Source organism: Mycetocola zhujimingii (assembly GCF_003065425.1).
Classification (GTDB): Bacteria; Actinomycetota; Actinomycetes; order Actinomycetales; family Microbacteriaceae; genus Mycetocola_A; species Mycetocola_A zhujimingii.
Genome location: NZ_CP026949.1, coordinates 2893058 through 2913390, shown reverse-complemented (window position 1 = coordinate 2913390; position 20333 = coordinate 2893058). Strand labels below are relative to the sequence as shown.

The following is a 20333-nucleotide window of genomic DNA, read 5'->3' as shown; positions in this document are numbered from 1 at the left end:
ATGGCACAGGCCAGGAAGCGTGGGCGGCGAGCGGCGCCGTCGACCGAGGAGAACGAACCGTCCCGCCGGTGGATGCTGGGGGCGAGTTCGTGGCTGTTGCTGCTCCTTGCGCCGGCCGGTGCGCTGGCCTGGATCGGGTTCGGCGTGCTTGCCCTCATCGGCCGAAAGCGTTCCTGGCAGATCGCGGCAGTCGTGTACGGGGTCGCTGCACTCGTCGTACACATCCCGGACGGTGCGGCGGGAGATGTTGCGAGGGGCGGCCTCTCTCTCGTCGCCCTGCTGCACGGGCTGATCGTCAACGAAGCGTGGCTCAGATTGTTGTGGTCGCGGCGCGAGGCCGGCCTCACCGTCGTCGGTCGGCCCAGGCTCGCGAAAAAGGGACGGAGCTCCACCGCGACGCGCGAGAGCGAAGCGATGCCGGAGGAAGCCGAGCGGTTGCTCGGCGAGATGGGAACATCGAAGGCCGATTACGTCGATGAGTCAGCGCCCGCAGCGGCGGCGCCGCCAGCCGGCCGCAAACGTCGCACGCGAGCAAAGCGCAGTACGGCGACGACCCGGTCGCGGGCGGATGCTGAAGTCGCGGATTCCGAGGTTTCCGGACCGTCAGCAGGACGGAGTGCTCCTCTCCAGGTGGCAGAGGATGAGGTGGAGCAGGTCGACGTGAACACCGCGAACCAGCGTGCGCTGGCGAAGCTCCCCGGCATGGATCGCGACCGCGCGAGGACTGTCGTCGCCGACCGGACCAGGCGCGGCGGCTTCGCCTCGCTCGACGACTTCGCTTCCTCCGCCGGACTCCAGCCGCACGAGATGGTGCGGCTCCGCGATGTGGCGTTCTGCTCTCCACGGGCGCGCGCTCCCCGCACGTTCGGCCGCCGCGTCGACTACTGATTTTCAAAGTTGAGTGTCATCGACTCAGGTTTTTCCCAGCACGGGAATAGGAGGGCAACCCCAGCGTTAAGTTGAGTGATCATTACTCACGTAACAGGAGGTTGCATTGCCTACATTCTTCGGTCCTGCCGGCTCCGGCAGCGAATCGTTCGACGAGTTCCTGGCTCGTTATTTGCAGGGACAGCGCTCCGCTCAGTCGGGACGCAGCGTCGACATGACCAGGCTGCTCAGCCGGCGAACCCACGCAGTGCTCGCTGAGGCGGCCCGATTCGCGATCGCGCACGGCCACACCGAAGTCGACGCGCTGCACATTCTCCGTGTGCTCGTCGAGACGGCCCCGATCGCGGACACTCTCCGTGCCATCGGTACCGATCCGGCCGCTCTCGCTGATGCCGCAGAACAACGACTTCCCGACAAGAGTGACGGGTCGACTTCGGCCGCTCCCTCGCTCACGTCGGCCGCGCAACGAGCCCTGCTCGACGCTCACCAGGTGGCCCGTGCTTTTGGTTCGACCTACATCGACCCCGAACACCTCTTCTTTGCGTTCGTCGTCAACCAGGAGGCCATCGCCGGCCAGGTGCTGACGTCCTTTGGCGTCACCCCGCAGTCGCTGCAGGCCGTTCACGAGGCCGCCCGCACCGGGCAGCCGATGGCCCAGCCGAACGGCGCGGCATCGAGTGACACCCCGATGCTCGACCAGTTCGGCACCGACCTCACCGAGCTCGCCCGGAACGGCGAACTCGACCCGGTGATCGGTCGGGCTGACGAAATCGCGCAGACCCTCGAGATTCTCTCTCGTCGCACCAAGAACAACCCAGTGTTGATCGGTGAAGCCGGCGTCGGTAAGACCGCTGTTGTCGAGGGAATCGCGCGAGCGATCGTCGACCACGAAGTGCCGAGCCTGCTCGAGGACAAGCGACTGATCTCGCTCGACCTCGCGTCGATGGTCGGTGGTACTCGCTACCGCGGTGACTTCGAAGAGCGACTCACGAAGCTCGTGGACGAGATCACCACCCACAAGGGTGAGCTGATCATCTTCATCGACGAGCTGCACACCGTTGTCGGTGCCGGCGGCGGGGGAGAGAGCGGCGGAATGGATGCCGGAAACATCCTCAAGCCGCGACTCGCCCGCGGAGACCTGCACCTGATCGGTGCGACGACGCTCAAGGAGTACCGCCGTATCGAGAAGGACTCGGCTCTCGAACGTCGCTTCCAGCCCGTTCACGTCGACGAGCCCAGTGTCGAAGACGCTGAGCGCATCCTCCAGGGGCTGCGCGGCAGCTACGAGGAGTTCCACGGTGTGACCTACACCGACGAGGCGCTCAAGGCCGCCGTCGACCTGTCCGCCCGGTATGTGACCGACAGGTTCCTGCCGGACAAGGCGATCGACCTGATCGACCAGGCCGGTGCACGGTTGCGTCTTCGCCGCGGACCCGTCGTCGACACGAGTGAACTGCACGCACAGCTTGCGGTTCTCGAAGCGTCGAAGAACACGGCTGTCGCGGCCGAGAAGTACGAGGAAGCCTCCCGCATCCGCGACGAAATCGAGGAGCTGACCAAGCGAATCGCGTCTGCGGAATCGTCGGGAACGGCATCCGTTGTCGACACGGTTATCGACGAAGGCCACATCGCGGAAATCATTTCGCGTGCGACGGGAATCCCGGCACACCGGATCACCCAGAGTGACCGGCAGCGCCTTGGGCACCTCGAGTCCGAGTTGCACCAGCGGGTCATCGGCCAGGATGACGCCGTCACGTCGATCGCGAAGGCCGTGCGCCGTAACCGCACGGGCATGGGGGACCCGAACCGCCCGGTGGGCAGTTTCCTGTTCCTCGGCCCGACCGGTGTCGGTAAGACCGAACTCGCGAAGGCTCTCGCCTTCTCGCTGTTCGGTGACGACTCGGCCATGGTTCGCTTCGACATGAGTGAGTTCGGCGAGCGACACACGGTGTCGCGACTCGTCGGTGCTCCTCCGGGCTACGTCGGTTACGACGAGGCCGGGCAGCTCACCGAACGCGTTCGCCGCAACCCGTACTCGGTCGTTCTCCTCGACGAGATCGAGAAGGCGCACCCCGACGTGTTCAACCTGCTCCTGCAGGTGCTCGACGACGGGCGTCTGACCGATGGGCAGGGTCGCACCGTCGACTTCCGCAACACGGTCATCATCATGACGTCGAACATCGGCTCCGAGTTCCTCGCGAGCCGGAGCGGCGCCCTCGGCTTCGTTGCCGATGCTGCCAACGACAGCACAGGCTTCGGATCGGAGAAGGCGCTGCGCGACCGGGTGATGGGCAAGCTGCGTGAAGCGATGCGTCCCGAGTTCCTCAACCGGATTGACGAGATCGTTCTCTTCCAGAAGCTCACCCCGGAGCAACTGCACGAGATCGTTCGCCTGATGCTCGCGAAGACCACCGCGCGGCTCGCCGCGCAGGGACTGACGCTGAGTGTCAGCGATGGTGCCGTCGACTGGATCGCCACGCACGGCTACGAGCCCGAGTTTGGTGCTCGCCCGTTGCGCAGGCTCATCCAGCGAGAGGTTGAGGACAGGATCGCCGGGCTCATGGTCGACGCCGAGCTCCCCGCCGGCTCGATCATCGAGGTGGGCGTCGCCGGAGACGAGCTCTCCGTCACGTCCAGGGTGTTCGAGTCCCAGCTGGCCGCGTAAGCACAGCTGAAAAAGACCGCCACCGCATGTGCGGTGGCGGTCTTTTTTTGTGCCAGGAAACGGATGCGGGTGGACGGATGCCGTGTGCCTGCGGCGAGCGGATACCGCCGCTGGCGTTGCAGCTGGAGTCGCCGCTGGCGTCAGGCGGTCTGCGTGCTGAGCACTCCGAGAACCGCGAGAGCATAGGCATCCGGAACCGTCGCCGCGTCGAACCGCAACGTCTCACCGCCGCGGTCGATTTCGACGGCGTACATGTCGTCGACCCGCAGCAGGAAGCTGAACGTGGATCCGAGCAGTTCGCGCAGCTGGTCCTCGCGCGGCAGCCAGAGTGTGTTCTCGAGCGCGACCGAGTCGAGCGCCCACTCGGTGGTTCCGTTGAAGCCGAGGATCGTGCCCGAGTCGTAGTCGTGTGGCTCGATGGTCATGTCGCTCACCGTGAAGACCTCGCCGTCGAATTCGGCTGCGTCGAGGCAGAACTGGTCGCCCGATTCCGGGATCCAGCCGAGCCCGGCGTCGCGGAGTTGCTGGGCCAGCTCGGGAGAGGTCGTCGTGACGGTCATGGATGCATCGTGGCACTGGTTGGTGAGTATTGGGTGAATGTGGGTGCCGGCATCCGTTCGCGCCTTCAGATGCCGCAAATACGCGGATTGAAGACCCTATTCCACGGTTTTGCGGCATTCGAACGGCAGATGCCGTGCAGAGCGTGCGATTCCAGTTACGCGATTACGTCTTATGGTGGGCGATTCGACGTAATCGCGTCACCGGAACAACGGATGCTGCCGATGCGGCGCACACGCAGCGCTTGACCATTCCCCGAATGTAGGTACTCTGTGTACGTACACATTCGGGCGGAGTCGCCCCCAACCTGAGGAGAATCCGCCATGGAAGCCGGATCGCACGTCAAGAGCCGAGTACCGCTGTTCGACGGGATGAACAAAATCCCGGGTGGCCTCATGCTCATCCCGCTCATTCTCGGCTCGATTGTCGGAACGTTCTTCCCCGCGTTCCTCGACCTCGGCAACTTCACCACGGCCCTGTTCAAGGACAGTGCGCTGCCGCTCATCGGACTTCTGATCTTCGCAACGGGAATGCAGATCACCCTCAAGACGTCGGGACCTGTCCTCGCGACAACGGGCACCATCCTCCTGATGAAGTCCATCATCCCGGCAGCGCTCGTCGTGCTGCTCGGCCAGTTCGTCGGCCTCGACGGTGTCCTCGGCGTCTCGATCCTCGCCCTCATCGTCATGATGGACAACAGCAACGGTGGTCTCTGGCTCGCCTTCACCGGTCGCTACGGTGACGCCCGCGACCGCGGTGCGTACATGGCATCCGCCATCAATGACGGCCCGTTCTTCACCATGCTGTTCCTCGGCGTTGCCGGCCTCGCCGACATCCCGTTCACCCTGCTGCTCGCCGCGGTCATCCCGCTGCTCGCCGGCGTGCTCGTCGGAAACCTCGATGCGCGCTGGACCGAGATCATGCGTCCGGTCCCGAACATGGTCATCCCGTTCTTCGCCTTCGCACTCGGCACGGGCATCAACCTCGGAAACGTCGTCACCGGCGGTCTCTCCGGCCTCGTCGTCGGCGCGATCGCCACGCTCTTCACCGGAACGCTCGCCTACTTCGGCTACCGCTTCATCCTGCGCCGCGGCCGCAAGTCCGGCATCGGGATCGCTGCAGCGACGACCGCAGGAAACGCGATTGCCACACCGGCCATCATCGCCGCCGCCGACCCGACCTTCGCTCCGTACATGGAGGTCGCAACCGCACAGGTGGCATCCGCTGTTCTCGTCTCCGCGGTGCTCGCCCCGCTGCTCGCTGCCTGGGTGCTCAAGCGCGAGGGTGGCATCGACGCCCCCGAGGCTGAGAACGCGGGGATCGGCTCTGACAACGCGGATGCCGTCACGTCCGGCTCCGACAGCGCTGATGCTTCCGCTCGAAAGCGGAGCACCGACGGGGTATGACTGTGACCGACAGCCCGCTTCTCATCCAGCGCACGACCCTCGCGGCTCCCGCTGGGATCGTCGCCGACGACCTCACCGGTGCCACCGACTCCGCCGTGCAGTTCGCGCGGGTCGGCTGGACGGCGCGGTTGGCGCTGACCAGTCCCGCCGCCGGTACGGCTGACACGCTGGCGGGTTCGGTTACGGCCGTGATTACGGATGCTCGCGCACAGGATTCCGAGACAGCGAACGAGGGCACCGCACTCGCGGTGACCGGGCTGATGGCATCCGGGATCGAGCGGCTCTTCGTGAAGGTCGACTCGACACTGCGCGGCTCGGTCATCGACCAGGTCACCGGCGCGCTGTCGTCGTGGTCGGTCCGTCATCCGGATGCTCTCGCCGTGGTCTGCTCGGCCTATCCGGCGATGGGACGCACGATTGAGAGTGGCCAGCTGCTGGTTCACGGAGCCGGGGTTCACACCACGGCGATCGGCCGTGATCCGGTGACGCCCGTCACGACGAGTGCCGTCGCTGAGCTGCTCCCCGGCAGCGTGGCGCTGCGCCTCACCAGCGCGAGTGCGGCCGAGAACGCCGCGCAGCTTCAGGCCGCAGCGGTGTCCTCGCGAATCGTCGCGGTGGATGCGGTGACCGACGCCGATCTCTCCACTCTGGCCGAGGCGATCGCGCTTCTCGGCCCGAGGGCGATCCCCACCGGCGCGGCAGGCCTCGCGATCGCCATGTCCCATGTCTGGGCATCGGAAGACGCGGCAACCGTAGACCCCGACGGCCACGCCGAGAGCGCCGAAACCGCGGCGATCCAACGCGTCGTTGTCGTCGTCAGCTCGCTCCACGATGTGTCGCGGGCGCAGGTCGATGAGCTGATGGCTCAGCTGCCGCGCGACGCCGTCCGGACCCTGACTCCGACGCTCGAACAGGCACTTACTCCCGCGTCGACGGCTGCGTGGGCCGAGCGTGAACTCGCGGGTTCGCCGGAGCTGCCCGCCGTCGTCGTGATCGCGTCACCGTCCGAACGCCCGGCGCGGGATGTGGGCCAGTCGAAGGCTCCGGCATCCGATCTCATCGCTCAGAGCCTCGCGATCATCTCCGACGCTGTCATCAGTGAATCCCCCGTCGGTGCGATTGTTCTGCTCGGTGGCGAGGGGGCGCGCGCGGTGCTCGCCACGCTCGGCGCCGAATCACTGGTGGTCCGCGACACCGTTCGCGAGGGTATCCCGATCGGGGTCCTCGAGGGTGGAAAAGCCGACGGCATCACCATCGTGACGAAGGCGGGCGGGTTCGGTACGCCGACATCCGTCGCCGAGATCGTCCAGGAACTCTTTACCACTGCCGATGCGCACGATCTTTTCTCGGGCGCCAACACCGAAGGAACACTGTCATGACACTGCCCAAGCTCGCACTCACGCTCGGAGACGTCGCCGGAATCGGCCCCGAGATCACCGCGAAGTCGCTTCTCGGCCACGACGACCTGCGAGAGAAGTGCGTTCCCATCGTCATCGGCGATGAGGCATCGATGCGCCGCGGCGTTGTGAATGTCGGCGGAAACCCGGGTGCCGTTCGCGTCATCGCATCCCCGGCCGAGGCCACCAACACCCCGGGCATCATCGAACTGATCCAGGTCGGTCCGTCACTCGAGAGCGTCGAACTCGGTGTCCTCAGCGCCGAAGCCGGCGACGGCTCGTACCGCTTCGTCGTCGAGGCCTGCCGGCTCGCGCGCAACGGAGAGGTCGACGGCATCGTCACTGCTCCGCTCAACAAGGCGGCGATGCACGCTGGCGGTCACAACTTCCCCGGCCACACCGAGCTGCTCGCGCACGAGTTCGGTGTCAGCAACTACTCGCTCGTGCTCTCAGCCGGCGAGCTCTACTTCTTCCACCTCACCACACACGTCTCGATGCGTCAGGCGATCGAGGACATCACCTTCGACCGCACGCTCAGCGTGCTCAAGCTTGCCGGCGCGTTTGCCCGTTCGATGGGCAAGCCCGACGAGCTCATCGGCCTCGCGGGCCTCAACCCGCACGCCGGAGAGAACCGCCTGTTCGGCGACGAGGATGCCGACATCCTGGCGCCCGCCGTTGAAGCCGCCCGCAAGGCTGGACTCAACGTTCAGGGCCCGCTTCCGGGCGACGCACTGATCCCCGCCGCCGTTCGCGGCAAGGTCAACCTCGCCGTGGTCTGCTACCACGACCAGGGCCAGGCCCCCTTCAAGGCGGTCTACGGCGACGACGGCGTCAACATCACCGTCGGCCTGCCCGTCGTCCGCGTCTCGGTCGATCACGGCACCGCCTTCGACATCGCCGGCAAGGGAATCGCCCGCGAAGCGAGCCTCGTGCTTTCCCTCGAGCGCGCGGCCACGCTCGCACCGGGCTGGGACCACGTGTGGCGCACCTCGCAGGAGGCCTGAGCCGGAGCGAACCCGGTACGCTGTGGGCTTCGGCAGTAGAGAAAGAGAGCGGGCGACATGTGGATCGATGACATCGCCGCGAACTCGATCAACCACAGCAATCCGGCTCCGCTGCACAGCCAGCTGAGTGGCATCCTGCGGGCGAATATCGCTGATGGCTCTCTGCCGCCAGGCTCACAACTGCCGACCGAGAACGAACTGCAGGACAAGTTCGGGATCTCTCGGTCGGTGGTTCGCCAGGCCCTGGCCTCGCTCAGCGCCGACGGTCTGATCCAGCGCGGTCGCGGGCGGGGCAGCGTCGTCGCTCCGCACGTCGAACACCACCGCCACGTGCAGCGGATGCCCGGGCTGTCGGCTCAGATCTCGAGCACAGCGGCCCCCGTCTCGACCGAGGTTCTTGCCCTCGGGCCCGGCACGGACGCGCGGGCGGCTGCGGCGCTCGGCACCGCCGACCTGCTCGAGCTGCGCCGTCGCCGGTCGACCGAGGGGGAGACCATCGCGGTCATCCAGACCTGGCTGCCGCTCGCGCTGGCCGGTTCACTTCGCGCGGACGACCTGACGGATGCCTCGCTGCACGCGATCCTGCGCACGCGCTTCGGCGTTCCGGTCACGGCCGGCCGTCGTCAGGTGCGAGCCATTCCGGCGTCCGAGCGGCTGGCTCGTGAGCTTGCCGTCGCCGTCGGGTCGCCGCTGCTGCTGCTCGAGGGGACCAGCCTCGACGATCACGGCACACCCGTCGAGTACTTCTCGACCTGGCATCGCGGTGACCGGGTTGTGTTCGACGTCGATGTGGTCAGTGACGGGCAGGCCCGTCTTGCTGACGCGCCGCCCACCGCGGGAGCCGGTGTCGGGTCCGGGTCGCCCCCGTCGACCGCTGCCGAGCGGGTCCGCCAGCTTGCCGCCGAACTCGAATCGCTCGCCGACGAGCTCTAACGCGTGCTTCCGGTTACGCAATGACGTCGTTTCACGACTCATAAGCTGTAATCGCGTGACTGGAACGACGGATGCCGCGGATGCCGCTGCCGTCAGGCGCGCGCCTCGAGCAGCACGGTCTCGCCGCTCAGAAGCGACTGGCGTGCGGCGAGTGCGACGTCGAGGGCCAGAACTGCGGATGCCGTCGGACAGAACACGGGATCGGTCCCGTTTCGCACGCACTCGAGGAAGTACTCTGCCTGCCGGGTGTAGTGGTCGAGTCGCGACAGAGTGTCGGCCGTGCTGCCGGCGGGTGTTGCCAGCCGATACGAGTTGACGCCAGAGTCCGGTGTCGACGCGGTGGGGGCATCCGCGGCGAAATCGTAGTCGAGCAGCCCGTCGCTGCCGAGAAGCTCGAGTCCCGTGGTGAACGGCGCGCCCTCGGGCAGGTCGGCGAACGTCAGCACCTGGCCGAGCGCACCCGACTCATAGTCGATCGTGGTCTCGATCGGGCCGAGGGGGTCGCGCGCGCGGGCCGTGACGGCGATCGGTGTGCCGAGAAAGAGGTTGAGCTGGTCGAAGTCGTGGATGCCCACGTCGACGACAGGACCGCCCGACTTCGTGTCGTCGTGCCACCAGCCCTGGCCCGGTTTCGTGATGAGGCGGCGGGCGCGGGCCGAGAGCACCGTGCCGATCCGGCCCGCATCGACGTCGGCGCGAGCGCGACGATAGCCCTCGAAGAACCGGACCACGTGGGCGACCATGAGGACGCGGCCACTCAGGCGGGCCGCGGCGGAAATCGCGAGCGCGTCGGTGGTTGAGAGGGCGATGGGTTTCTCGAGCAGCACGTGCTTGCCTGCTCCCAGTGCCCGCACCGCGATGTCCCTGTGGGTGGGCGTCGGGGTGCAGATCGACACGACGTCGACGGCGGGGTCGGCGAGCACGATGTTGAGATCGGGGACGTACTCCGCGTTCGGGGCGTCGGCGAGGGCTGTGGCCGTCGGGCTGCACACGTACGCGATGTCGTCGGCGTGACCGAGCGCGGCGAATGCGGCCGCGTGGGTGTGGCCCATGTAGCCCGCGCCGATGATCGCGATGGTGGTCATCGGGTCCTCTCGGGGTGCGGGTGCGGGTGCAGGTGCAGGGTGCAGGGCTCGAGCGCTGCACATCCATGCTCACGCTACAGAAGCTTCTGCAGCGCGGGTTATGAATCTGCCGCGCTCGGCGGTGCACCCGGGTGCGGGCTCGTCCCATTGTGGCCGGTGCAGGCGTCTACCGGTAGTAGTACCCGATCCGCTCCCCGTCGACTTCCCGCACATCGATGTCGACGTCGTAGATCGAGCTGAGCACCTCCGACCGCATGACGGACTCCGACGTACCGTGCAGCACCACCCTGCCGTCGCGCATTGCGACGATCTCGTCGGAGTACACCGACGCGAAGTTGATGTCGTGCATCACAAGCACGATGCGTTTGCCCATGTCGTCGGCCGCGGTCCGCAAGAGCTTCATAATCTCGACGGCGTGCCGCAGGTCGAGGTTGTTGAGCGGCTCGTCGAGCAGCACATAGTCGGTGTCCTGAGCGATGACCATCGCGATGAAGGCGCGCTGCCGCTGCCCGCCGGACAGCTCGTCGAGGAACCGGTCCACGAACGGGGTCAGGTCGAGGTAGCCGATCGCCCGGGCGATCGCATCGCGGTCGATGGTGGTGAGCCGGCCCTTCGAGTACGGGTAACGCCCAAATGACACGAGATCCTGCACGGTCAGTCGCGCAGCGAGGTGGTTGTCCTGCCGCAACACGGCGACCTTCGTCGCGAGCACCGAACCCGACGTCGTTTTCACGTCGAGCCCGTCGATCGAGATCGACCCGTCGTCGACCGGCAGCAGCCGCCCGATCATCGAGAGCAACGTGGACTTGCCGGCCCCGTTGGGCCCGATGATCGACGTCACCCCGCACCCGCCAAGCTCGAGCGATACGTCGTCGACGACCGCCTGCCGGCCGTATCGTTTCGTCACTCGCGAGATCGAGATCATCGCACTCCTCTTTTCAACAGCAGAACAAGAAACAGGATGCCGCCGGCGAACTCGATCACGACGCTCAGCGCCGTGTCCAGCGCGAACACGTGCTCAAGAATGAACTGTCCACCGACGAGGCAAATCACACCGAGCAGTACCGTGGCCGGCAGAACGAGCGCGTGCCGCGACGAACCGAGCAGCGTGTAGGCCAGGTTCGACACAATGAGCCCGAAGAAGGTGATGGGGCCGACCAGTGCGGTCGACACCGAGACCAGCACGGCGATGAGCACGAGCATGACCGTCACGACCCGGCGATGGTTCACACCGAGCCCGATCGCGTGGCTCTCCCCGAGTCCGATCACGTCGAATACCCGCATCATCCGGATCCCCACGAGGCTGACCAGCAGGATTGCGATCGCCGCCAGCAGCATGAGTTCGACGTCGACCGCATTGAAACTGGCGAAGGAGGCATCCGAGAGCACCGCGAACGACGCGGGATCAAGCATCCGCTGCATCATCGATGAGAGGCTGCGAAAGAGCGTTCCGAAGACGATTCCGACGAGAACGAGCAGGTAGATGCTGCGTTTGGCGCCCGCAAAGATCCAGCGAAACAGCAGCGTCGAGAACGCCACCATCACCGCGACCTCGACCACCCACTTCACCTGCTCGTCAGCGGTCGCGAGCGCGGAGGCGCCGAATACGAACACGACGAGGGTCTGGATCAGCAGGTAGAGCGAGTCGAAACCCATGATCGACGGCGTGAGAATGCGGTTGTCGGTGATGGTCTGGAACAGCACCGTCGACACCCCGATCGCGAACGCGACGAGCACCATGGCGTAGACCTTGCGGGCGCGAAACGGCACCGCGAAGTCCCAGCTGCCCGTGATCCCGACCGTGAGAAACACGACGACGGATGCCGCGGCCAGGACGGCGAGGATCCAGAGTCGCACGCCCGGGCGACGGGTGTAGGCGAGAACCGTGTCGGTACGGCTCGGGGCGAGGGTGTCAGTGGGCACGGGACGGCCTCCGCAGCAGCAGGTAGAGGAACAGCACAGAGCCGATTACGCCGACGACGATGCCGAGCGGGATCTCGTAGGGGAACCGGAGCACGCGGCCGATGATGTCGCAGACGAGCACGAAGCCCGCGCCGAGCATCGCGACCCAGGGGATGGAGCGGCGCACGTTGTCGCCCCTGGCGATACTCACGATGTTGGGCACGATGAGCCCGAGGAAGGGGATGACGCCAGCGGTCACGATAACGATCGCCGTGACGACGGAGACGATGGTGAGGCCGAGCGCGAGGACGCGGCCGTAGTGCAGGCCGAGGTTGGTGGTGAACTCCTGGCCGAGGCCAACGACGGTGAACCGGTCGGCGGCGATCCAGGCGATCACCGTCATCCCGAGGGCGAGCCAGAGCAGCTCATAGCGACCGCGGAGGATGCCGGAGAAGTCGCCGGTCATCCAGGTGCCGAGAGTCTGCAGCAGGTCAAGCCGGTACGCGAAGAAGGTGGTGACCGCGCCGATCACCCCACCGAGCATGATGCCGACGAGCGGCACGAGCACGATCGAGCGCACCGGGATGCGGCGCAGGATCAGCAGAAACAGCCCGGTGCCGGCGAGGGCGAAGACCGCGGCAACGACCATCTTGCCGAAGAGCGGCAGGGTCGGCGCGAAAATCGTGACGACGAGAAGGCCGAGGGCAGCGGATTCCGCGGTTCCGGTCGTTGATGGCTCGACGAACTTGTTGCGCACGAGCATCTGCATGATGAGGCCGACGATCGACATGGCGATGCCGGTGAGCACGAGAGCGAGGGTGCGGGGGAGGCGGCTCACGACGAGCAGTTGAGCGGCCTTGCCGTCGGGCCCGCCCTCGAGAATGCTCAGTGGCGAAACATCGCTCACGCCGATGAAGGTGCTGAGCGCCGCGAGCAGTACGACGGCGATGCCGGCGGCGGTCAGCAGAAGCGCCGATCGGTGCCTGGACCACGTGCGCCGCGATTTCTGGCGCACCGAAGCGCCCCCGGTCGAGGAGGGCGCTTCGGTGCCGGTCGGAGCGGAAATTACTTCAGGCCGTCCGTGATCTGGTCGACCATCTGGTTGACCGCGCCAAGACCGCTCATGACAACGTAGAACGGAACGCTGTCGAGGTAGAGGACCTGGTCATTCTGCCAGGCGGTGGTTCCCGCGATGACCTCGTTGTCGAGGACCTGCCGTGCTGTTGAACCGCTCTCGCCGATCGCTGCGTCACGGTCGATGACGAGCAGCCAGTCCGGGTTGGTCTCGAGGATGAACTCAGGAGAGACCGGGTCGCCGTGGGTCGCGGCGTCGACGTCGTCGATGGCGGGCGTCAGGCCGAGTTCGTCGTGCAGCCAGCCGAAGCGCGAACCGCTGCCGTAGGCGGTGATCTCACCGGCGTTTGTCATCACGATCAGGCCGGTACCGGCATCCGTTGCCTGTTCCTTCGCCTCCTCGATCTTGCCGTCGATCTCTTCGAGTGCCGTGGTTGCTTCGTCCTGCTTCTCGAAGATCTCGCCGAGGGTCTCAACGTTGGTGCGGAAGCTCGGGAGGTAGTTCTCCCAGTCGAGGGTGAGGTCGATCGTCGGGGCGATTTTGCTGAGTTCCTCGTACGCCGCAGCCGAGCGGTTTGCGACGATGATGAGGTCGGGCTCGGCCGCGTTGACGGCTTCGTAGTCCGGCTCGAACAGGGTGCCGGCGTTGAGATACTCCTCGCCCGCGTACTCGCTGAGGTACTCGGGAACGTTCTGCTGCGGCAGTCCGTCGACCTTCACGCCGAGCGCGTCGAGCGTGTCGAGGGAGGCCATGTCGAAGGTAATGACGGTCTCGGGGTTCAGCGGAACCTCGGTGGTTCCCTGCACGTGCTCGACATCGATCTCGGTGGCCGCGGCCTTTGTCGGCGCCGGTTCGGCCGGAGCGGATGCGCACCCCGAGAGGGCAAGAGCGCCGGAGAGGGCGAGGATGCCGAGCGAGAAAATACGCGTGCGGGCATGGGTCATTGGAGAACTCCAGTTCGTGGGGGGATGGGCCGTTCGGCCGGTCAGAAGCCCGAGGCGGCTCGGAGCCGGGAGGCGTTGTGTAGGTTAGGCTAACCTAAAAGTATTCAGTCTGTCGACCTCGGAGTGCCATGGCCTTCTCGCTCACCCGCTCACCCCGCGAGCTTGTCTTTCGCACTGCCCGACTGACGCGCCGTGAGTGGTTGACGTCGTCTTATGTCCGTCTCAGGTTCGAGGGCGCCGATCTCCGCGGCTTCGGATCGCTCGGCTCGGACGACCACATTCGCGTCTTCTTCCCCGATAGCGAGAGTGCGCCGGATGCCCTCACCGGCCTTGATCCCGCCGCTGTCCGCTCCGTCGGGATCAGCCGTGAGTACACCCCGTTGTCCTGGGACGCCGAGGCCGGGATCCTCGATCTCGAGTTCGTGCTTCACGGCGACGCCGGGATCGCGGGCCCCTGGGCGGCAACCGCCCCGGTCGGTGCCACCGTCGGGATCGGCGGCCCTCGCGGTTCGCTCGTGCTCGACGGTGCTCCCGACGGCTGGTTTCTCGCCGGCGACGAATCAGCCCTTCCCGCGATCAAGCGCTTCATTGGGGCGATGAGCGCGGATGCCGTTGGCCAGGTTGTCGTCGAAGTCCCGGATGCCGCGAGCGAGCAGGACCTCGCAACCCCTGGAGGCGTTCGACTGCGCTGGGTGCATCGTGGGCGGGCCGCGGAGGGCGCGACACTCGGCCTGGCCCTCGACGCTCTCACCGAAGCAGACCGGCCCGCCGGGGAGATCTTCGCGTTCGTCGCCGCCGAGCAGTCGGTGATGAAGCCAGGGCGCGCCCTGTTCTTCGACCGGTGGGGCCTCGACCCGGCGACGGCGGTCGTCAAGGGTTACTGGAAACGCGGGGAAGCCGAGTACCACGCCCCGCACTGAGCGGTCGGGTGCGGCGCAGCGCGGACTCGGGTGCGGGCGGGCGCGGGCCGGGCGCAAGCGCGAGCGCTGCACATCCATGCTCACGCTACAGAAGCTTCTGCAGCGCGGGTTATGGATGTGCAGCGCTCGACGATGCACCACCCGCGGAGCACCGCCGCGCCGGGCTCAGTGGTAGTCCTCGAACGTCATGCTGGAGTCGACGCGTGGCCGACGTGCGGTCACGGCATCCTCGACTTCCCAGTCAATGTCGTCGTATGCGCCGCTGGCTCGTTCAGCGCGGATGCTGCCGGGAGAGAACCGGGCGATGAGGTCACGCCCCATTTCGCGGGCCCTGCTGGCGGCGCCGGTGTCGCCGTCGGCAGCGTTGAGGATCGCGCCCTTCATGAGAATGTGCCACGAGAGGGTGAACTCTTCGACGTCGACGAGACCCGCCTGGCGGGCAAGGCTGAGGACGAACATCCGGATGCGGTCGAGGTGGATGATGCTGACCCGCCCTGACGAGTGGGCGGGTTCCATGTCGAGGAGCACGCTGATGAATGTCTGCGCCTCGTGGTCGTCGCGCGTGAACCACTCGTCGAAAACGTCGAAGATGGCGAGCAACCTGCTCTCGGGGGTGGTTCCGCGCCGCTGCGCGCCCGCCGTGACGATCCCGAAGGTCCACTCCGGCCCGCCCTTCACCGCCCCAGCGAGGTCGTCGTTCAGTGAGAACTCGCGGTCGTTGTCCGTTACCCCGGATGCCCGTCGGCCCTGTTTCGCGGCCGTCTCATCGATGCCAGTTTCGCGGATGCCCACCTCATGGATGCTCGCTTCATCGAGCAGCGGGTAGGCCGCATCGGCGAGATGCTCGCGCACTGACTGAGACGGGGTGTCCGATCTGTCCTGGCCCAACATCCACACAGCCTAGGACGGGATGCCATGGAGACATACCCCTCGAATGGGGGACATGGTGTGCGACGGCTACTCGACGGAAACCCAGCGGGAGCGCCGCTCTGCCTCGACAACGGCGAACTCTTCCGCGGCTCGCTCCAGCGCAGTCGGCTCCTCGGGTTCTTCGAGCAGGCCACGGATGTCGTCGGCCGTGAGCGCAGAGCTGAAAACGGCGTCGTCGTCCATCACCGAACTGAACAGCTTGGCCTTCTGCTCCTTGAGCTTCATGACCTTCTCCTCGATGGTGCCGTTCGCAACCATCCGGTAGACCATGACGTTCTTGGTTTGCCCAATCCGGTGCGTGCGGTCGACCGCCTGGGCCTCGCTCGCGGGGTTCCACCACGGGTCGAGCAGGAACACGTAGTCGGCCTCGGTGAGGTTGAGTCCGAACCCGCCCGCCTTGAGGCTGATGAGGAAGACCGGCGCCTCGCCCTCCTTGAAGCTCGCGATGACATCCGCTCGCTTCGTCGTCGAACCGTCGAGGTACGCATACGGGATGCCCTGCTCGTCGAGCCTGGCCGCGGCCTTCTGCAAGAACGACGTGAACTGGCTGAAGATGAGCGCGCGGTGGCCCTCTGCGACAACGTCTTCGAGATGCTCGAACAGCGCGTCGAGCTTCGACGACGGCACGTTCGAGTACTGCTCGTCGACGAGCGAGGCGTCGAGCGACAGCATTCGCAGCAGGGTCAGCGAGCGGAACACGATGAACCGGTTCTTGTCCATGTCGCCGAGCAGGCCGAGCAGCTTCTGCCGCTCACGCTGCAGGAACGTGTCGTAGAGCTTCCTGTGCTTCGGGTTGAGGTCGATGGCGAGCACCTGCTCCTGCTTGGCCGGCAGGTCGTTCGCGACGAGCTCCTTCGTCCGGCGCATCATCAGCGGGCGGATGCGACGGCGCAGGCGGGGGAGGAGTTCGTCGTTCGATCCCTTTTCGATGGGCTTCGCGTATGCATCGGTGAATTTCTTCGCCGAGGGGAACAGGCCGGGTGCAACGATCGCGAACAACGACCAGAGCTCGAGGAGGTTGTTCTCCATCGGGGTGCCGGTGATCGCGAGTTTGAATGGCGCCCGGAGGTCGCGCGCGGCCTGGTGCACCCGCGAGGTGCGGTTCTTGAGGAACTGGGCCTCGTCGAAGATGAGCCCGGCCCACTCGCGGTCGAGGTACTCGTCGAAATCGAGCCGCATCAGCGTGTACGACGTGATGACGATGTCTGCGTCGGCGATCTGGGCGGCGCGGGGACGTTTCGCCCGCGTCGACGTCACGACCACGACCTTGAGGTCTGGCGTGAACCGCTTCGCTTCAAGCTGCCAGTTGGACACGACACTCGTCGGGGCGACGACGAGGAACGGGCGATGGGTGCCGGGCTGTGCTGTTTCCTTGGCATGCGCGATGAGAGCGAGTGCCTGCAGCGTCTTACCGAGGCCCATGTCGTCGGCGAGCACGCCGCCGAGCTGGTGGTTCCAGAGGAACGCGAGCCAGTTGAAACCGTCGTGCTGGTACGGCCGGAGGTTCGCCTGAAGGCCGGCGGGCAGCGGCGTCTGCTCGACGCTCGTGAGCTCGCGGAGCCCGGTAACGGATGCCCGCCAGCTCGCGGCCTGTTCGCTCTCGTCCGCGAGGTCTTCGAGGTCGTCCCAGAGGCTGGACTGGTAGCGGCTGATCCTGAGGCCGGTGTCCCACTCGGCCAGTGAGCGGGCCTCTTCGATGAGGTCGTGCAGCTGCTGGAACTCGGGCTGTTCGAGCGAGAGGTAACTGTTGTCGACGAGCAGGAGCTTCTTCTGCCCCTTCGACAGCGCCTTGAACAGCGGGCCGAACGGAATGTTCTGGCCGTCGATGGTGATCACGACGCCGAGGTCGAACCAGTCGCGCTGGTCGGTCTCGACGGTGGTGACCTTGAGCTTCGGGGTCTCGGTCAGTTCGCGGTAGTCGGGGCGCTCGCCGATGACATCGACGCGGATGCCGTCGGCCGCTTCGATCTGCGGCAGCACCTTGTCGGTGAACTCGGCGGCGTCGAGACCCTGCAGGGCTACGGGAGCGAGCGGGGCCGGCCGCAGAATCCGCATGGCGGTCTGTGCAACAGCGAGTTCGGTCTCGGTGTCGCGGAGGCTTGCGTCGGACGGGGACGCGGCGAGCGGCATCCGCCTGACCGAACTTCCTTCCGCGTACTCCCAGCCCCAGTCGAGCGAGAGCGTGTGCTTCGCGCCGAAGGTGGCGGTGAGCACGAGCGTCGGTGGCTCGACCTCGGGCAGCACGACGGTCTCGTCGGAGGAGGTGATCGCGATGGACCGCCGGAGTTTCGGATAGAACTCGGTGAGGAACTCGCCGATGTCGTCGGCGGGGACGAGAACGGTGGACGGCTTGCCGATGAGGCGGCGCTGCTCGTCGGTCAGCGGGGTTCCCGTCGGCGCGAGGGTGAACGATTGCACCGGTTCGAGGGCGTAGCTGTAGACGCCGTGGTTGCCGATGCTGCCGGCGTCCGAGGCCGGATACTCGACACCGTCGATGATAAGGGTGGTGTCGAGGCGCAGGTCGTCGCTCTCGGTGCGCGCGTCGAGGGTGACGCTCGCTTCACTGCCGATCGTGACCGTTGCATCCTTCTTGGCACCGAGCATTTCAATGCCGAGGCGCCTGCCCTCGGCGAGCAGGGTCCAGAGCAGCGGGCTGTGGAAATCGTCGAGGTAGAGCCAGTCGAGTTCCTGCCCGCCGACGTACACCTCGCGGGTGGCGCGGTGCAGCGCCGAGAACTGGCCGAACCAGCGGTGCTGGTCGGGCTGAAGGCCCAGCCGGTTAACCTGGTAGCTGAAGGTGTTCCAGCCCACGTTGGTGCGGACCCAGTTGCCCTTGCCGTTGCGGATGACCGGGCGAACCCCGAGCCGATACTCGCTGATCTCGCTCGTTGACTTCGCCGTCTTGGCGGTGGGGCCGTTCCACCTGTGCTGGGTGCGTGGCGTTTGCTCGCGGAGCTCGAACTGCAGGCCCATCATCGTGTGGGTGAGAGGGGCGGATGCCGTCGCGTCGCCGGTCAGGGCACTCACAGCGGTTTTCCACGCGGGCTGCGGCGGACCGGACGGCTCTTTTACCGCCGGTCGCAGCGGGCGATGTTCGATGCCCGCCCACTCGTCGGCCTCGCGCATTTGCCGTTCGAGCCAGCCGTCTTCGACCGTCGGGGCTTCGTCGGCCCAGCCGTCGTCACTGGTGCGTGCGCTCGCCGCCGAGCCGGCGTTGAGCTGCTTCACCCGGGCGGCGTTGCTCGCGAGCAGGGTCGCGGCAACGTGCTTGCACGCACCGCCGAGCGGGCAGGTGCAGGTGCTCGATGTGGGACGACTGTAGCTCTTGCTTCCGGCGGCCAGGTTGACCTTGCAGAGGTACGGCTCGAAGTCTGTGCCCTGGACGGTGCCGGTCAGGCGGCTCGTGTCTGAGTTCCAGTTGACCTTGAGGACGGCGCCGTTGCGGGCATAGACAGCCGCGCGGTTGAACGCCGAGTTGCCGACGAGCCGGATGATGTCGGTCACATCGACCAGGGGAGTTGCGGTCGACGTCATACCTCAATGTTCTCACGCGCCACTGACAGGCAGCCGCGCGGCGGCGTGCAGGCGGCATCCGTTCGCTGAGGGCTGTATCGGCGCAGGCCTGACTCGGTGGCGGTCGGAGAACCGGGGGCAGACAAACGGATGCCGCCAGCGGGGTCGCGGGCGGCATCCGTTCGTGAAATGGTGCGCGTGGGAGCGCGAGCGCAGTTAGTCTGCGGGGCCACCCGAAACCGTGTCGTTGTCGGTGTCGCCCTTGTTCGGGTTGTCCGAACCCGAGCCGTCAGGCAGGTTCTCGGCTGGCTGGCTGGGGGACTCCTCCGAGTTCGCGGTGGAGAGGTCGTCGGACTTGGCGTTCTCGTGATCAGTCATGACCCAACGCTAACCGCCGGAAAGCTCCAGTGGAAGGGCGAGACCCCGGCGGGTTCGAGTGCTATACGGGTTGCGCTGACCCGGGCGGTGTGACCGACTCGACCGGTTTGACGGCGCGGCCGGCGATGAACGGCACGCTGACGCCGAGCGTGCCGGGCAGGTCGTAGTGCTCGATCTCGGTCACGGCGAGGCGGGAGGCGCGGATCCGGGATTCGGTGTCGCGGACAGGATCGCACCCGCCGGCGGCGAGCTTCATGAACGGGGCGGCGATCCGCTGGGCGACGCGGCGCCAGGTGCGGGGTGGCGCTCCGACGTGTTCGACGAAAACGAAGGAGCCGCCCGGCTTGAGCACCCGCTCGACCTCGGCGAGCACGCGATCGGTGTCGGTGACCGAGCACAGGACGAGGGTTCCGAGAACGGCGTCGACGCTGGCATCCGGGAGGGGGATGTTCTCGGCCTTCGCGTTCAGGGGCGGAGTGCTATGGCCGTTGCGGTCGGCCTCATAGGCGAGTTCGTCGAGCCGCTTGGGGTTCGGTTCGAGGCCGACCCAGTCGATCCCGCTGGCGAGAATGTCGAAGTTCTCGCCGTTGCCGGCGCCGATTTCGAGCACGCGGCCGTGAAGCGCGCCGACGAGACGGCGGGTCTGGTCGTCGAGTGCGTCCTGGTGGTGTGCTGTGGTCATGGCTCGCTCAGCCTAATCGCGGCCTGCTGGGTGCGCGCTGGCTGTGGGCGGCG

At 66.5% G+C, this 20333-nt stretch carries 17 protein-coding genes; 7 read left to right on the top strand and 10 right to left on the bottom strand.

Annotated features, from left to right (window positions below):
- On the top strand, window positions 1-888 hold the full coding sequence (locus tag C3E77_RS13900; RefSeq protein ID WP_108392424.1) for a ComEA family DNA-binding protein: 888 nt from the start codon (window positions 1-3) through the stop codon (window positions 886-888).
- Between the two features lie 106 nt (window positions 889-994).
- A complete protein-coding gene (locus C3E77_RS13895; RefSeq protein ID WP_108392422.1) occupies window positions 995-3553 on the top strand; it encodes an ATP-dependent Clp protease ATP-binding subunit in 2559 nt (852 codons plus the stop codon).
- A gap of 140 nt (window positions 3554-3693) precedes the next feature.
- On the opposite strand, the gene C3E77_RS13890 is transcribed toward C3E77_RS13895, so the two are convergent.
- Window positions 3694-4113 carry a pilus assembly protein CpaE gene (locus C3E77_RS13890; protein ID WP_108392420.1) on the bottom strand — a complete coding sequence of 140 codons (420 nt, stop codon included), beginning with the start codon at window positions 4111-4113 and terminating at the stop codon, window positions 3694-3696.
- 321 nt (window positions 4114-4434) lie between these two features.
- On the opposite strand from C3E77_RS13890, the gene C3E77_RS13885 reads away from it, so the two are divergent.
- The 4 genes from C3E77_RS13885 to C3E77_RS13870 are packed head-to-tail and all read left to right on the top strand — an operon-like array spanning window position 4435 to window position 8851.
- The gene (locus tag C3E77_RS13885; protein ID WP_108392418.1) at window positions 4435-5517 is read left to right on the top strand and encodes a 2-keto-3-deoxygluconate permease; all 1083 of its coding nucleotides are present in this window, start codon (window positions 4435-4437) and stop codon (window positions 5515-5517) included.
- Window positions 5514-6896 carry a four-carbon acid sugar kinase family protein gene (locus tag C3E77_RS13880; protein ID WP_108392416.1) on the top strand — a complete coding sequence of 461 codons (1383 nt, stop codon included), beginning with the start codon at window positions 5514-5516 and terminating at the stop codon, window positions 6894-6896. Before C3E77_RS13885 ends, C3E77_RS13880 begins: the two co-directional genes overlap by 4 nt.
- The gene (pdxA, locus tag C3E77_RS13875) at window positions 6893-7918 is read left to right on the top strand and encodes a 4-hydroxythreonine-4-phosphate dehydrogenase PdxA (protein ID WP_108392414.1); all 1026 of its coding nucleotides are present in this window, start codon (window positions 6893-6895) and stop codon (window positions 7916-7918) included. The genes C3E77_RS13880 and pdxA overlap by 4 nt, the downstream gene beginning before the upstream one ends.
- Window positions 7919-7975: 57 nt before the next feature.
- Window positions 7976-8851, top strand: a complete 876-nt coding sequence (locus tag C3E77_RS13870; protein WP_108392412.1) for a GntR family transcriptional regulator — start codon at window positions 7976-7978, stop codon at window positions 8849-8851.
- Between the two features lie 92 nt (window positions 8852-8943).
- On the opposite strand, the gene C3E77_RS13865 is transcribed toward C3E77_RS13870, so the two are convergent.
- The 5 genes from C3E77_RS13865 to C3E77_RS13845 form a co-directional block, all read right to left on the bottom strand.
- On the bottom strand, window positions 8944-9936 hold the full coding sequence (locus tag C3E77_RS13865; RefSeq protein ID WP_162925018.1) for a Gfo/Idh/MocA family protein: 993 nt from the start codon (window positions 9934-9936) through the stop codon (window positions 8944-8946).
- A 166-nt stretch (window positions 9937-10102) separates the two neighbouring features.
- Window positions 10103-10861 (bottom strand): iron ABC transporter ATP-binding protein, encoded by a 759-nt coding sequence (locus C3E77_RS13860; protein WP_108392408.1) that lies wholly within the window; start codon window positions 10859-10861, stop codon window positions 10103-10105.
- The gene (locus tag C3E77_RS13855) at window positions 10858-11859 is read right to left on the bottom strand and encodes an iron chelate uptake ABC transporter family permease subunit (protein WP_108392406.1); all 1002 of its coding nucleotides are present in this window, start codon (window positions 11857-11859) and stop codon (window positions 10858-10860) included. The genes C3E77_RS13860 and C3E77_RS13855 overlap by 4 nt, the downstream gene beginning before the upstream one ends.
- Entirely contained in the window at window positions 11849-12853 is a 1005-nt protein-coding gene (locus C3E77_RS13850) for an ABC transporter permease (protein WP_108392404.1), read from the bottom strand. Before C3E77_RS13850 ends, C3E77_RS13855 begins: the two co-directional genes overlap by 11 nt.
- 50 nt (window positions 12854-12903) lie before the next feature.
- Window positions 12904-13857: a siderophore ABC transporter substrate-binding protein gene (locus C3E77_RS13845; protein ID WP_108392402.1), complete on the bottom strand. Its 954-nt coding sequence runs from the start codon at window positions 13855-13857 to the stop codon at window positions 12904-12906.
- Window positions 13858-13985: 128 nt separating this feature from the next.
- Here C3E77_RS13845 and C3E77_RS13840 point away from each other — a divergent pair, with 128 nt between their 5' ends.
- Complete coding sequence (locus C3E77_RS13840) at window positions 13986-14777, top strand: siderophore-interacting protein (RefSeq protein ID WP_108392400.1); 792 nt, start codon at window positions 13986-13988, stop codon at window positions 14775-14777.
- Window positions 14778-14942: 165 nt separating this feature from the next.
- Here C3E77_RS13840 and C3E77_RS13835 read toward each other — a convergent pair whose 3' ends face one another.
- The 4 genes from C3E77_RS13835 to C3E77_RS13825 all read right to left on the bottom strand — a co-directional run bounded on the left by C3E77_RS13835 (window position 14943) and on the right by C3E77_RS13825 (window position 20280).
- Complete coding sequence (locus C3E77_RS13835; protein ID WP_198412157.1) at window positions 14943-15668, bottom strand: TetR family transcriptional regulator; 726 nt, start codon at window positions 15666-15668, stop codon at window positions 14943-14945.
- A gap of 66 nt (window positions 15669-15734) precedes the next feature.
- Window positions 15735-19241 (bottom strand): DEAD/DEAH box helicase, encoded by a 3507-nt coding sequence (locus C3E77_RS13830; protein WP_108392398.1) that lies wholly within the window; start codon window positions 19239-19241, stop codon window positions 15735-15737.
- 195 nt (window positions 19242-19436) lie between these two features.
- Complete coding sequence (locus C3E77_RS15470) at window positions 19437-19598, bottom strand: hypothetical protein (protein WP_158270319.1); 162 nt, start codon at window positions 19596-19598, stop codon at window positions 19437-19439.
- Window positions 19599-19659: 61 nt separating this feature from the next.
- Window positions 19660-20280: a class I SAM-dependent methyltransferase gene (locus C3E77_RS13825; protein ID WP_108392396.1), complete on the bottom strand. Its 621-nt coding sequence runs from the start codon at window positions 20278-20280 to the stop codon at window positions 19660-19662.
- Between the last annotated feature and the right edge of the window lie 53 nt (window positions 20281-20333).

Excerpts from the sequence above, each read along its gene's own strand:
- C3E77_RS13885 (WP_108392418.1), top strand. The coding sequence starts at position 4,435 with ATGGAAGCCGGATCGCACGTCAAGAGCCGAGTACCGCTGTTCGACGGG.
- C3E77_RS13900 (WP_108392424.1), top strand. The coding sequence starts at position 1 with ATGGCACAGGCCAGGAAGCGTGGGCGGCGAGCGGCGCCGTCGACCGAG.
- pdxA (WP_108392414.1), top strand. The coding sequence starts at position 6,893 with ATGACACTGCCCAAGCTCGCACTCACGCTCGGAGACGTCGCCGGAATC.
- C3E77_RS13870 (WP_108392412.1), top strand. The coding sequence starts at position 7,976 with ATGTGGATCGATGACATCGCCGCGAACTCGATCAACCACAGCAATCCG.
- C3E77_RS13825 (WP_108392396.1), bottom strand. The coding sequence starts at position 20,280 with ATGACCACAGCACACCACCAGGACGCACTCGACGACCAGACCCGCCGT.
- C3E77_RS13860 (WP_108392408.1), bottom strand. The coding sequence starts at position 10,861 with ATGATCTCGATCTCGCGAGTGACGAAACGATACGGCCGGCAGGCGGTC.
- C3E77_RS15470 (WP_158270319.1), bottom strand. The coding sequence starts at position 19,598 with ATGACTGATCACGAGAACGCCAAGTCCGACGACCTCTCCACCGCGAAC.
- C3E77_RS13840 (WP_108392400.1), top strand. The coding sequence starts at position 13,986 with ATGGCCTTCTCGCTCACCCGCTCACCCCGCGAGCTTGTCTTTCGCACT.
- C3E77_RS13835 (WP_198412157.1), bottom strand. The coding sequence starts at position 15,668 with ATGTTGGGCCAGGACAGATCGGACACCCCGTCTCAGTCAGTGCGCGAG.
- C3E77_RS13865 (WP_162925018.1), bottom strand. The coding sequence starts at position 9,936 with ATGACCACCATCGCGATCATCGGCGCGGGCTACATGGGCCACACCCAC.
- C3E77_RS13880 (WP_108392416.1), top strand. The coding sequence starts at position 5,514 with ATGACTGTGACCGACAGCCCGCTTCTCATCCAGCGCACGACCCTCGCG.
- C3E77_RS13845 (WP_108392402.1), bottom strand. The coding sequence starts at position 13,857 with ATGACCCATGCCCGCACGCGTATTTTCTCGCTCGGCATCCTCGCCCTC.
- C3E77_RS13830 (WP_108392398.1), bottom strand. The coding sequence starts at position 19,241 with ATGACGTCGACCGCAACTCCCCTGGTCGATGTGACCGACATCATCCGG.
- C3E77_RS13890 (WP_108392420.1), bottom strand. The coding sequence starts at position 4,113 with ATGACCGTCACGACGACCTCTCCCGAGCTGGCCCAGCAACTCCGCGAC.